Source organism: Bradyrhizobium sp. STM 3809, from assembly GCF_000239795.1.
Classification (GTDB): domain Bacteria; phylum Pseudomonadota; class Alphaproteobacteria; order Rhizobiales; family Xanthobacteraceae; genus Bradyrhizobium.
In genome coordinates this window covers 1-12,400 of record NZ_CAFJ01000604.1, presented here as the reverse complement: position 1 = coordinate 12,400, position 12,400 = coordinate 1, and the positions used below count along the sequence as shown (strand labels likewise).

10 protein-coding genes are annotated in these 12,400 nt (G+C 67.4%); 5 read left to right on the top strand and 5 right to left on the bottom strand.

Annotation, left to right across the window (positions count from 1 at the left end; translation table 11 throughout):
* The coding region (locus tag BRAS3809_RS27350; protein ID WP_240535781.1) for a hypothetical protein at positions 1-1,197 on the bottom strand (1,197 nt) is incomplete at its 3' end.
* Between the two features lie 405 nt (positions 1,198-1,602).
* On the opposite strand from BRAS3809_RS27350, the gene BRAS3809_RS27345 reads away from it, so the two are divergent.
* Positions 1,603-2,157 (top strand): GNAT family N-acetyltransferase, encoded by a 555-nt coding sequence (locus BRAS3809_RS27345; RefSeq protein ID WP_008965247.1) that lies wholly within the window; start codon positions 1,603-1,605, stop codon positions 2,155-2,157.
* 34 nt (positions 2,158-2,191) lie between these two features.
* Here BRAS3809_RS27345 and BRAS3809_RS27340 read toward each other — a convergent pair whose 3' ends face one another.
* Positions 2,192-3,238 carry an alpha/beta fold hydrolase gene (locus BRAS3809_RS27340; RefSeq protein ID WP_008965246.1) on the bottom strand — a complete coding sequence of 349 codons (1,047 nt, stop codon included), beginning with the start codon at positions 3,236-3,238 and terminating at the stop codon, positions 2,192-2,194.
* Between the two features lie 151 nt (positions 3,239-3,389).
* Between BRAS3809_RS27340 and BRAS3809_RS27335 the strand changes: the two genes are divergently transcribed.
* On the top strand, positions 3,390-4,934 hold the full coding sequence (locus BRAS3809_RS27335) for a winged helix-turn-helix domain-containing tetratricopeptide repeat protein (RefSeq protein ID WP_008965245.1): 1,545 nt from the start codon (positions 3,390-3,392) through the stop codon (positions 4,932-4,934).
* A 159-nt stretch (positions 4,935-5,093) separates the two neighbouring features.
* A complete protein-coding gene (locus BRAS3809_RS27330) occupies positions 5,094-5,264 on the top strand; it encodes a Flp family type IVb pilin (protein WP_035658967.1) in 171 nt (56 codons plus the stop codon).
* A gap of 131 nt (positions 5,265-5,395) precedes the next feature.
* Here the strand turns inward: BRAS3809_RS27330 and BRAS3809_RS27325 are convergent, their stop codons facing one another.
* The 3 genes from BRAS3809_RS27325 to BRAS3809_RS27315 all read right to left on the bottom strand — a co-directional run bounded on the left by BRAS3809_RS27325 (position 5,396) and on the right by BRAS3809_RS27315 (position 9,387).
* Positions 5,396-5,800: a four-helix bundle copper-binding protein gene (locus tag BRAS3809_RS27325; protein WP_008965243.1), complete on the bottom strand. Its 405-nt coding sequence runs from the start codon at positions 5,798-5,800 to the stop codon at positions 5,396-5,398.
* A 372-nt stretch (positions 5,801-6,172) separates the two neighbouring features.
* Positions 6,173-8,167 (bottom strand): primary-amine oxidase, encoded by a 1,995-nt coding sequence (locus BRAS3809_RS27320; RefSeq protein WP_052523491.1) that lies wholly within the window; start codon positions 8,165-8,167, stop codon positions 6,173-6,175.
* A gap of 29 nt (positions 8,168-8,196) precedes the next feature.
* Positions 8,197-9,387 carry a serine hydrolase domain-containing protein gene (locus tag BRAS3809_RS27315; RefSeq protein WP_008965241.1) on the bottom strand — a complete coding sequence of 397 codons (1,191 nt, stop codon included), beginning with the start codon at positions 9,385-9,387 and terminating at the stop codon, positions 8,197-8,199.
* 184 nt (positions 9,388-9,571) lie between these two features.
* Here BRAS3809_RS27315 and BRAS3809_RS27310 point away from each other — a divergent pair, with 184 nt between their 5' ends.
* Both BRAS3809_RS27310 and BRAS3809_RS27305 read left to right on the top strand, forming a co-directional pair.
* Positions 9,572-10,588 (top strand): helix-turn-helix domain-containing protein, encoded by a 1,017-nt coding sequence (locus BRAS3809_RS27310; protein WP_008965240.1) that lies wholly within the window; start codon positions 9,572-9,574, stop codon positions 10,586-10,588.
* A 67-nt stretch (positions 10,589-10,655) separates the two neighbouring features.
* Positions 10,656-12,173, top strand: a complete 1,518-nt coding sequence (locus BRAS3809_RS27305; RefSeq protein WP_008965239.1) for an AMP-binding protein — start codon at positions 10,656-10,658, stop codon at positions 12,171-12,173.
* Positions 12,174-12,400: the final 227 nt, after the last annotated feature.

The following is a 12,400-nucleotide window of genomic DNA, read 5'->3' as shown; positions in this document are numbered from 1 at the left end:
CGGCAGATCCGGTACCGCGGCGGCCGAGATCGGCCGCTCGCCGGCCATCGCGCTGGCCGCGCTGCGCGCCTCGTCCGGCACGGAGAGCGGCGCCGGCTGCGGCGGCGTCTGGTGCGGCGGCGTCTGCTGCGGCGGCGTCAGGACGTGCATCTTGGCGATCGAGCCGGTCGGCTCGGTGCTGGAGCGTTCGAACAGCAGTTCGGTCGAGATCAGCGCGGCGAGAATGGCGATCGCGGCAACAAGCCCGCGTCCCCACGCGATCGTGGTCTGCCGCGGCGACTCGCCGACCTCCATGAACAGCCGGACCGCGGCATCGACGAACATCACCGACACGAAGGCGACGTAGCCGAGGCTGCCGCCGACCGCCGGAAGGATCGGACAGGTCAGCATCAGCAGCACCGTCAGCAGCAGCGCCGCCGCGATGGCCTGCCATAGGCTGCGCAGCCGGCGCTGTGACGACATGCCGAGGAAGCAGCCGGCATAATAGGCGTCGAGCTCGGACGCATTGTTGGGCACGAACTGCTGCAGCAGGACCAGGCCGGCGAACGCCACCGCCGCGGCGACGAAAATGCGCACCGCGCGCCGCGATCCGGCCACCGGCGCCCAGCGCAGCGCCGCCATGGTGGCCAGCATGCCCGCCGAGCACAGCAGGAAGGTGATCGCGGCGGCGCCGAGCCCCAGCTCCGGCACCGGGCGCCGTGCGATCGGAAACAGCTCGCCATCGGTGCCGAGCATCGGCGCGAGCCCGACGAACAGGAAGGAGGCGACGGCGGCAAGCGCGCCGAGCCGTCCGCCATAGCCGCGGGCCAGCCCGCCACGCAGCCACATGTCGAGCGCGCAACCGAGGCAGAACACCATGCCGGTGAACAGCGACAGCAGGATGAAGGCTGCATCGAGCGGCAGGCCGGCGCGGATGATGCTCGCATTCAACAGCGCGACCGGCGTCATGCCGACGAAGCTGCCGCCATAGGCGGAGGAGAAGAACGTGCTCGGCACGAGGTCGGCCGTCCGCGTCACGATCAGCGATGCGCACAGCAGGAGCGCCGACGCCGCCGAGGCGATCAGCGGCGACAGGCCCGATGCGCTCAGATGCAGCGTCATCAGGCAGCCGAGAAAGGCAGCGATGAGGGAGGCGAGCGGCGGGCAGCCGAGTTGGAACAGCTCCGAGCCGTAGAACGGCGTGGCCCTGGTTTGCAACCGCTCCCGCCAGCTGCGAGGGTCGAAGGCCTGATCCACGTGCCGACGACGTAACTGGAGATCGGTGCTTCCGCGTTTCATGTCCACGACGCCTCGACTCGAATCCACCCGAACTCGTATTGCTGTGGCGGCAGGCGTTGGACCGATGGGCCGGAGCACAAAGCTGCGCCGGATCCATCGCTTTTACCTGCGGCGGTTGTACACAGGCTGCATCCTTGCATCTGCGTGTGTTCAATCAATGCACCACAATTTTGCGATGCGGAAGTATTGGGCTCCGATCACGGAACGAAACTGATCAGCAACCTTAATGGGTGAGCGATGCGTGCCAAAACAAACACATACGAGTCTTGCCGCATTGCAGCAGCCACGACCCGGCCGGAACGTGGTTAACACCTGGAGGGTCCCATGCTCACGCCCGAGTTGCATACCGCACGGCTGATCCTGCGACCGCTGGCGCTGTCGGACGCGCCTGCGATCCAGCGTCACTTCGACAATTGGAATATCATCCGCAACCTCGCGGCCACCGTGCCGTGGCCCTATCCGGCCGATGGAGCCGAGACCTTCGTCCGGCTGCAGCTCGACAAGATCGCGGCCGGCGAGGAGATCTATCAATGGGTCCTGGTGCTGCGCGACGGCGATGGCGAGGCGATCGGCAACATCCACTTCCGGCCGCGCGCGGAGTCGGTGAAGGGCCATCGCGGCTTCTGGCTCGCCGAGCCCTATTGGAAGCGGGGATTGATGAGCGAGGCGATCGCCGCCGTGAACGACTTCGCCTTCGACGTGCTCGGTCTCGATCAGTTCATCGTCTGCAACGTCGCGACCAACGCCGCCTCGCGCCGGGTCAAGCAGAAGACCGGCGCGGAGTTCATCGGCCTGATCGATCTCGCGCACAACAATGGCGAGACGCGCTCCGAGCAGTGGGTGGTGCGGCGGGAGACGTGGCTGCAGCGCAGGCGGTGATGATCCCGCCTGCGGCCGATCCATGGCGCGCGTGTCAGGCGCCCGCCATGACGTCGATCACGGCCTGTGCGAATGCCTGCGGCGCCTCCTGCGGCAGGTTGTGACCGATGCCGCCGGTGATCAGCCGGTGCTCGTAGCGGCCGGTGAACTTCTTCGCATAGGCCGCAGGCGGCGGATGCGGCGCGCCGTTGGCATCGCCCTCCATCGTGATGGTCGGCACGGCGATGTCCGGGAAGGTTGCGAGCTTCGCCTCCAGCTCGTCATATCTGGCCTCGCCCTGCACGAGGCCGAGCCGCCAGCGATAATTGTGCACGACGATGTCGACGTGATCGGGATTGTCGAAGGCGGCCGCGCTGCGCGCGAAGGTCGCGTCGTCGAACGCCCATTTCGGCGAGGCCGTCTGCCAGATCAGCCGCGCGAAATCCCGCCGGTTGTTGTCGTAGCCGTCGCGGCCGCGCTCGGTGGCGAAGTAGAACTGGTACCACCATTGCAGCTCCGCCGCGGGCGGCAGCGGCTTGCGGCCGGCCTGCTGGCTGCCGATCAGATAGCCGCTGACCGAGACCATCGCCTTGCAGCGCTCGGGCCACAGCGCGGCGATGATGTTGGCGGTGCGCGCACCCCAGTCGTAGCCGGCGAGCGTCGCGGACCTGATGCCGAGCGCATCCATCAGCGCGACGATGTCGGCGGCGACCGCGACCGGCTGGCCGCTGCGTAGCGCGGTGGGTGACAGGAGACGCGTCGTGCCGTAGCCGCGCAGATGCGGAATGATGACGCGATGACCGGAGGCGGCGAGCGCCGGCGCGACGTCGGCGAAGCTGTGGATGTCGTAGGGCCAGCCGTGCAGCAGGATCACGACGGGACCGTCGGCAGGGCCCGCTTCCGCATAGCCGATGCTGATCTCGCCGGCGCTGACCTGCTTGATCGGCCCCAGCGTCGTCGCCGTGCCCGGCGTGATCGCCGGCAGCTTCGACGGCGCCTTGAAGCCTTGCGCTGTTGCGCGGGACTGGAGCTGGAATGCCGCAAGGGCGGTTCCAGCCAGGGTGAGAAAGCGGCGGCGGCTGTGGTGAAGGACGGATGTCATCGCGGGGGCTCCTGTGTCCGGTGTGCCCTTGTGCGCCATGCCCGCGGGTTCCGCTTGGAGACGGCCTGGATTTTTCCTGGAGGCGAGCTTGATTTTGAATCGAGGGTGACGCGAAGGTGGCGCGGTTCCTGCGGCAAACACGGCGGCGCGTGTGGTGTATGGCTTCGACGAATTCGTGCTCGATCCCGGCCGCCGCGAGCTGCGCCGCGACGGCGAGCTGGTCGCGCTGGAACCGCAGGTGTTCGATCTGCTCGCGTTCCTGATCGGGGCGCGCGACCGCGTCGTCACCCGCGACGAGATTCTGGATGCCGTGTGGAATGGCCGCATCGTCTCCGAGGCGACCTTGGCGAGCCGCATCAGCGCGGCGCGCAGCGCCATCGGCGACAGCGGCGAGGCGCAGCGCCTGATCCGCACCTTTCCCCGCAAGGGCATCCGCTTCATCGGCGAGGTTCGCGAGCAGGCCGCGGCGCGGCCGGAGGTGGTCGAGGCGGCGCCTCGTTTCGACGGTCCATCCATCGCCGTGCTGCCGTTCACCAACATGAGCGGAGATCCGGCGCAGGACTACTTCGCCGACGGCATGGTCGAGGACATCATCACGGCGCTGTCCCGCTGCAGCGGGCTTGCGGTGATCGCGCGCAACTCGTCCTTCATCTACAAGGGCCGGGCCGTCGACATCCGCGAGGTCGGGCGCGAGCTCGGCGTCGGCTATGTGCTGGAAGGCAGCGTGCGGCGCGTCGGAGACCGTCTGCGCATCAGCGGCCAGCTGATCGATGCCGGCTCCGGCGCGCATCTCTGGGCCGACCGCTTCGACGGCGATGTGAACGACGTGTTCGCGCTGCAGGATCGCATCACCGAACGCGTGGTGGCGGCGATCGAGCCGACGCTCGAGCAGGCTGAAGGCGCGCGGCGTCGCATCGCGCCACAGCCGCGTCCTGCCGCCTACGACCTGCTGCTGCGCGCCGCCAGCCTGCGCGATGCCTTCACGCCCGAGAGCCTGAAGGCGGCGATCGGCTGCCTCGACGAGGCGCTGGCGCTCGATACGGACTACGCGCCGGCGATGGCCGCGCGGGCCTATTGCCAGGCGTTGCGCCATTTCCAGGGGTGGAGCGAACCGGGCGAGGACTATCGCGTCGAGGCCGTCGCGCTCGCCTGGCGGGCAACGGAGCGCGCACCCGGCGATGCGCAGGTGCTGTGGATGGCGGCGTTCGCGATCTGGAACATGGCTGACGAGATCGCGCCGGCGCGCGAGCTGTTCAAACGCTCGCTCGCCATCAATCCGAATTCGGCGATGGCGCTCACCCTGAGCGGCTGGATCGCCGCGATGGCCGGACAGCCCGCGGAAGGCCGGGCGCTGATCGAACGTGCCTTGCGGCTGAATCCACGCGATCCGCGCGGCTGGTTCGCGGCTGGCGCGATGGCGATCTGCGCGCTGGCCGGCGAGGATCGCGAACAGGCGATCAACTGGGCCGAGACGGCGCTGAGCCAGAACCGCCGCTTCGCCGTCGCGCTGCGCGTGCTGATCGTGGCTCTGGTGGGAACCGGAGAGGTCGCCCGCGCCGCCGACATCGCGCGCCAATTGCTCGTCGTCGAGCCTGACCTCACCGTCTCCGGCTTCCTCGCGCGGATCCCGTTTCCGGTATCCGCCATGGCTACAACCTATGCGGAAGCTCTGCGCGCAGCAGGTGTTCCCGCCTAGCTCCGGTGCTTGCAACCGAACCGGATGCAACTGTAATTTATGACACTTTCAGCCCAATCCAGACACTTGGCGAGACGCCGTTCATACTACCTTAGGTTCCATTCCGTAGTTTCACTGATGTCATCCGGGGGCCAGAATCGGCGGATTGCGGAGGGGGCGATGAAGAAATTGCTTGTCAAATTTTACGAGGATGAATCGGGTGCCACTGCCATCGAATATGGCCTGATCTGCGCCGGCATCGCACTCGCGATCATCACCATCCTCAACAAGCTGGGGCTGACGCTGGAGGGCATCTTCACGACGCTGACGACGAAATTGAATGGGGGCTGATCGACGGAATCGTCTGGAATGGCGTTCTCAGGGCCGGAGCACTCCGGTCGCCATGGTCGGACAGGCCGGGCTCTCGGGCCCGGCCTTTTGCTTTCTGTCGACAAGCGGGTGAGAGCAGGAGAGCTTGCCGCTCAATGCGCCATGCCCCGCCCGGCCTCGTCGCAGGCGCTCATGCAACGCCGGCACGATTCGGCGCAGATCCGGCAATGCGCGTGCATGCCGGCGTGCGTCTCACACTCGTCCGCACAGAGCCGGCACGCCGCAGCACAGGCGTGGAGCATGCGCCGGATCATCTCCTGGTCGGATCCCGTGCGCCGGGTGGCGATGCGGCCGGTGATGTTGCAGACGTCGGCGCAATCGAGGTTGAGGCGGATGCACTGGGTCAGCCTGGCGACGCTCTCCTCGCCGAGGCAGGCGTCGGCGCAGGACGTGCAGATCTGGGCGCAGGAGTAGCACTCCTCGATGCAGCGGACGAGCGCGTCGTCGACCTGGCCTTGGACGTGGGGATGGGTTTCGATCATCTGTTGGGCGTGCATGGGACACTCCATGAGAGCTGGCCCCCGTGCGCGTCAATGACGATCGGCGAAGAAGGTTCTAATCGGCTCGCTTGGCCGAAGCGACGGGGTATCGCACTTGGCGCTCGCAGCGTTGCGCTCGCCTCTCTCCCCATGGTCATGGCCGGGCCTGTCCCGGCCATCCACGTCGCTCGGCATGCTGGGAACAACGTTGATGCCCGGGACGAGCCCGGGCATGACGGAGTAAACCAACCAGGAGAACCGTGCGTCGCCACAGCGCAGGATCTCCAGGTGCAATAGCCCTGGCCGAAAGGGGAGCGTCCGCCTTGGAGCGAACGGACACCCGCTTGTTCCCGGCATGCATCCCTTCTCGACCCAGCGCCGGCGGCCGAGTCAGTGACAGCAGCTGCCGCCAGTTGTGCCGGACGTCCCCTCCGCGCTCAGCACGCTCTTCGCATTGCGCTCGGCCGGAATGTCGAAACCGGCATTCGCGGCGAAGAAGCCGACGGGCTTCAGCATGAAGCCGGCATACTCGACCGGCATGATCGGGAAGTCCTCGGGCTTGCACACATGGGTGTGACCGAACGAATGCCAGACCACGATGTCGGTGTTCTCGATGTTGCGGTTCTGCGCGATGTAGCGCGGCAGGCCGTCGCCGCCGCCATGCACGTTCGGATAGTCGCCGCTGGCGTATTTCTCGGCCGGATCATAGGCGGTGACCCAGACGTGCTTGGTGGCGAAGCCGCCGCGGCTGCGCACGAAGCTGCCCTCCTGCGCCAGCATCACCGGGCTCGGATTGACCACCAGCTTGTAGCCGGGCGACGCGCCGACGGAGTTCTTCACATTGGGATTGTAGATCTTCCAGTAGCGCCCGGTTTCGCCATTGGCGAGCCTGGCAGCATCGCGCTCGCGCGCCAGCACGCGGCTGGTGGTGTCGAACACGTTGCCATGCGGGTTGTCGCGCCCCCAGGGCCGCGGCACGAATTCGTGCTCGGTGACGGTGTTGCCGCCGCCGTCGATGTCCATGTGCAGGCGCGCGTTGAAAAAGTGCTGGTGCGTCGGGCCGCCGAGATTGTCGTCGACCATGCCGCCCCACGGATAGGTGGCGCCCGGCGCCACCGCCGCGGTCTGGATGATGCCGGTCAGCTTGCATTCGAGCTGGATGGTGCCGTCCTGGTACAGGTACCAGTAGAAGCCGTAATCGTAATTGCCGACGGTGGCGAAGAAGCTGATGACGAGGCGGCGCGAGCGTCGCACCTCGAACAGGCCGTTGCGGAACTCATAGTGCTTCCAGAGGATGCCGTAATCCTCCTCATGCATGCAGATCGCGTTCTGCATCACGAACGGCTCGCCCTTGCTGTCGGCGGCGGGCACGTCGAAGTAATGGATGTTGCCGAGGCAATCGCAGCCGAGCTCCAGCGCGTTCGCCAGCATGCCGAGGCCGTATTCGCCGGCGTCGAACGCCGACTTCCAGAAATGGTTGGCGGTCGGGTCGGCGTAAGGCACGACCATCTCGGTGACGCTGGCGCGATGGATGATCGGGCGTGTGCGCTCGCCGTCCTGATAGGACAGTCGGTGCAGCACGAGGCCCTCGCGCGGCGTGAAGCCGACGCGAAAACTCCATTTCTGCCAGTCGACCTTCCAGCCGTCGACGGTGAAGCTCGGGCCCTGCGGCTGCTCGATGTTGAGCGGCTTGATGTCGGTGCGCGGCGAGGTGACCTCATGCGCACCGTAGTTGCGCTTCTTGCGCGGGATCGGAATGATGGGATCCTGATCGGTGAGATCGATCACCTTGCCGGCGATCAGATCGACCACCGCGACGACACCCTCGATCGGATGCGCATAGCCATTGTCCTGCGGATGCTCGCGGAAATAGCTGACGGCACGCACGATGCGGGCGCCGCGCTCGAACGGCAGGTCGAAGAAGCCGGACGAGAATGGATCGACCTGCACCAGCTCGATGTCCTTGTCGGTGAGGCCACGCCGATGCATCGCCTTGCGCCAGCCGGCATCGGCCTTGACCGCGGCCTCGCAGCGGAAGAACTCTTCCAGCATGACCGGCGGCTGGCCGTAAGGCGCCGCACGGTTCGGCACCACCTTGCTGGCGACGATCTCGCCGCGGCCGAGATCGACGACGTGCTCGACCGACTCGCCGCTCGCGATGTCGAGCGACACCACGAAGGCCCTGCGCGGCACCCCCTCGCCGCTCACATGCGCGGCGAGCTCGGTCTTGGTCGGCTCCTCCAGCCGAACGATCGGGAAGCGGCAGTGCTCCGCAGAGACGGCGGCCGCATGCACCAGTCGGCAGGCCGCCGCGATCTCGTCGGAGGTCAAGGGGTCGAGGGGATGGACGGCGGCGGTTGAAGCGGCTGCAGCGATGTCCTGCATGGGAGGCTCCAAGGGATCACATGGGATGATCAGGCAAGATGCGCCGTGATGGCGCGGAAGCCGGCGAGCCAGCGATGGTCCTGGGCGATGTCCATCGCCTGGCCCTGGGTGGCGAGCTTGACGATCACGGTGTCGCTGGCGACGTCGACATAGATCCACTGGCCGTGGATGCCGACCGCGGCGAGGTCGCGCCGCCTGGCGTCCACGGTGTACCAGTTGCTGCGATAATTCCCTTTCGGAAACACGAAGGCGAGATCGCCGTCGACCCAGGCCTGGCGATCGCCGGCGTCATGGATGTCGTCGATCCACGCGCCCGGCACGATCTGCCGGCCCTGCACCAGGCCGCGGCAGCGGATCATCTCGCCGAAGCGAGCGAGGTCGCGCGCCGTCGCCGAGATGCCGCCGGCAAAGCGCCCTGCTCCCATCGAGTCCAAGGTGATCGAGGCATCCTCGGCCGCGCCCATCGGCCGCCACAGATAGTCCGAAAGGATCTTCGCATAGGGCGCGCCGCACGCCCGCTCATAGACCCAGCCGCAGACATCGGTGTTCGGCGAGACGTAGTGAAACAGCTTGCCATGCGGCTTGCCGCTGGGGCGCAGCGTCGTGAGGAAGCCGCGCTGGTCGCCGGAGGGCACGCCCGGCGGGGCGACGTCCCAGCCCGAGGAATGGCGATAGCGCGCCACGTCGCCATTGGGATCGTCGTAGTCCTCCTCGAAGCGGATGCCGACCTGCATGTCGAGCAGATGCCGGACGGTGCAGCCGTCATAGGCGGTGCCGGCGAGCTCCGGCAGGTAGTTCGTGACCTTGTCGGATGGATCGATCAGGCCGCGCGCGGACAGTACGCCGCCGAGCGTGCCGCAGATCGACTTGCTGACCGAGCACAGCATATGCGGCGTGGTCTCGCTCATGCCCTCGCCATACCATTCGGTGAGGATCACGCCGCGATGCATCACGATCAGCGCATCGGCGTCGGTGGCCTGCAGGGTCTCGGCGATCGTGGTGGGCTGACCCTCGGGCGTGGTGAACGTCAGGCCGGTCAGCTCGCGCTGCGCCTCCACCAGCGGCGACGGCTGCGCCGCGCGGCGGATCGCAGCGGTCGGCAGCAATTCACGCGCATGGGTGAAGCCCCAGCGGATCGCCGGATAGGTGCGCCAGTTGGCCTTCGTGACCTGCGCCTCCGGCGGCGGAGGGCTGCCGCGCATGATGTCGGTCGGTCGCATCGCGTCCTCGCTCGGCACGTGGAAATGCCGCGAGACTGCCAATCAGGCGCAGGACAGCGTTATCGAAATCGGGCAAGATCACCAGCTGGAATGCCCCCGCCGGGGCGCCGGCCTGGCGCGCATCTTGCGATGCGAGCCGGATCCGATTCCGCCGTGATGTCATTGGTTTGACCAGGACGCTGATGTGACGAGGACGCCGCCCCATCGGGCCGATGGCCCGGCCGTCGTGCAGACGCGCAGCACCGACGTCGACGAGCACTGCGCGCAGCTCGGCGGCTGGCGCCTGACCTATGACCAGATCAGCGCAGGCGCCTTCCGCGGCAGCTTCACCCAGGTCTCGCTGCCGCGGCTCGACGTGTTTCGCGAGATCACCAGCCAGCAGGTCCGGCAATACGGCCAGCTCGGACGGGACTGCTTCGGCCTGGCGGTGCCCTGCGCCGGCGACGGACCGGTCAACGTCAATGGCACGGCCATGTCGCAGGATGCGCTGATCATCTCCTTCGATGCCGATGTCGACCTCTGCACGCCGCGCGGCTTCGAACTCCGCGGCGTGACGCTGCCGACGCCGGTGATCGAGGAGGTCGCGCAGCGGCTCGCGGTCGCGTTGCCGCGCGGACTGAAGCACCGGATGAGCGCGCTCCCCGTGCCGCCATCCTCGCTCGCACGTCTGCGCGCCGCGCTTGCCGCCATCGACGCCGCGCTCGGCGACGGGACGCCGCTGGCCGATGATCGCGCCAGAGGCGAGGCGCTGCAGGACAGCCTGCTGCTCGAGATCGCGGACCTGCTCCCGAACCTCGAAGCCTGCGACCAGACGCGCAGCGCCGCCGACCGCAAGCGCATCGTCGACCGCGCCTGCGCGATGATGCTCGCGGACGTGCAGACGCCGGTCTCGATGCTCGACATCTGCAAGGCCGTCGGCGTCAGCCGACGCAAGCTCAGCTACTGCTTCCAGGACGTGCTCGGCACCAGCCCGATTCCCTATTGGCGCGCGGTGCGTCTCAACCGGGTACGGCGCGACCTCAAATCCGCGCACGATCCGCGCGACGGAATTTACGACATCGCCGTGCGCCACGGCTTCTGGCACTTCAGTCAGTTCTCGCTCGACTACAAGCGTCATTTCGCAGAACTGCCATCCGAAACCCTGCGGCGTGCGCGTATGGACGCCCCCGCGCGGTTGAGGCAAAACTCCTCTCATCATTGAGATCAGTGGCGCTGAGCCGCTGACCCAAGAACGGCGTACGCAAGCGCCTGACAATGCGGAGGACGAGATGCTGATCCCACTCGCGGACGTGCCACGCTGGTACGCCGAGCGCAAACCGAAGGACAGCATCGCCATCCAGCATGGAACCGACGCGCTCAGCTGGGAGCAGCTCGAGCGCCGCGCCAATGCGCGCGCCCGCGCCTTTGCCGCCAAGGGCGTCAAGCCCGGCGACTTCGTCGCCATCGGCCTGCCCAACGGCAATGAGCTGTTCGAGAGCAGCTTTGCCGTCTGGAAATGCGGCGCGACGCCGACCTCGCTGTCGTGGCGGCTGCCGCGCGGCGAAGCCGCTGCGGTGCTCGAGATTCTCAAGCCCTCACTCGTCGTCGGCGGCGAGGCGGATTGGAACGCGCCGAATGCCTTGCCGGCCGGTTTCAAGCCCGAGGGATTCTCCGATGAGCCGCTCACCGCGCCGGTGTCGCGCTATTGGAAGGCAATGACGTCAGGCGGCTCGACCGGACGGCCGAAGGTGATCCTCGATCACGCGCCCGCGGTGACCGACACCGCGGCCGAGCCGCCGCTCGGAATTCCCAAGGGAGCGTCGCTGCTCAATCCCGGGCCGCTGTATCACAACGCGCCGTTCATCGTGTCGCACTATGCGCTGTTCGCCGGCGGCACGCTCACGGGCATGGTGAAGTTCGACGCCGAGGAGACGCTGCGGCTGATCCAGGCGCAGCGCATCCAATGGGTCAATTTCGTGCCGACGATGATGCATCGGATCTGGGCGCTGCCCGAAGCGGTGCGCAACAGCTACGACCTGTCCAGCCTCAAGATCGTGTTCCACATGGCGGCGCCGATGCCGCCCTGGCTGAAAGAGAAATGGATCGAGTGGCTCGGCCCGGAGCGCGTCTACGAGCTCTATGGCGGCACCGAGCGGCAGGGCCGCACCATCATCTCCGGCACCGAATGGCTGCAGCACAAGGGCTCGGTCGGCAAGATCGACGATTCCTGCAAACTGCGCATCCTCGGCCCCGACGGCAACGACGTCGCGCCCGGCGAGAGCGGCGAGATCTATTTCCTGCCCGCCGACGGCGCCGGCAGCACCTATCATTATCTCGGCGCCGAGCCGAAGCGGCGCGCCGACGGCTGGGAATCGCTCGGCGACATCGGCCGGCTCGATGCCGACGGCTATCTCTATCTCGGCGACCGCCTCGCCGACATGATCCTGCGCGGCGGCGCCAACATCTATCCGGCCGAGGTCGAGGCGGCGCTGATGGCGCATCCCGACATCCGCTCCTGCGTCGTCGTCGGCCTGCCCGATCCCGAGCTCGGCCAGCGCGTGCACGCGATCGTCGAGATCGACCGCGCCAAGGACGCGCAGGCGATCGTCGACGGCATGGGCGCGTTCCTCGCCGACCGGCTCAGCCGCTACAAGCATCCCGAGAGCTATGAGCTGGTCGACACCATGCTGCGCGACGATTCCGGCAAGGTCCGCCGCACCTTGCTGCGCGACGAGCGCGCCGCCTGGATCAAGGAGGGGCGCGACTTCCGCCTGCAGCCGGCCCGGGGACGCCCGGCGGCGGAGTGACGCTGGCGAGAATTTTTCGAACGTTTACGATGCTGGCATAGACTCCGTTGGGGGTAGGAGTGTCCGCGCCATGATCACGAGACGACGGTTTCTGCGCACCGCAGCCACGGCGGCGGCGCTTCCTTTGGCGCGGATGCCGCGGGCGCGGGCCGAGCTGCGCACCATCCTCAACGATGCCAGCCGGCTGAACCCGACGCCGGTGGCCAAGCATGTGGTGATCTCCAAGC

Bases quoted from the DNA above. Each gene is read 5' to 3' on its own strand.
- BRAS3809_RS27345 (WP_008965247.1), top strand. From the start codon at position 1,603: ATGCTCACGCCCGAGTTGCATACCGCACGGCTGATCCTGCGACCGCTG.
- BRAS3809_RS27340 (WP_008965246.1), bottom strand. From the start codon at position 3,238: ATGACATCCGTCCTTCACCACAGCCGCCGCCGCTTTCTCACCCTGGCT.
- BRAS3809_RS27330 (WP_035658967.1), top strand. From the start codon at position 5,094: ATGAAGAAATTGCTTGTCAAATTTTACGAGGATGAATCGGGTGCCACT.
- BRAS3809_RS27325 (WP_008965243.1), bottom strand. From the start codon at position 5,800: ATGCACGCCCAACAGATGATCGAAACCCATCCCCACGTCCAAGGCCAG.
- BRAS3809_RS27320 (WP_052523491.1), bottom strand. From the start codon at position 8,167: ATGCAGGACATCGCTGCAGCCGCTTCAACCGCCGCCGTCCATCCCCTC.
- BRAS3809_RS27315 (WP_008965241.1), bottom strand. From the start codon at position 9,387: ATGCGACCGACCGACATCATGCGCGGCAGCCCTCCGCCGCCGGAGGCG.
- BRAS3809_RS27305 (WP_008965239.1), top strand. From the start codon at position 10,656: ATGCTGATCCCACTCGCGGACGTGCCACGCTGGTACGCCGAGCGCAAA.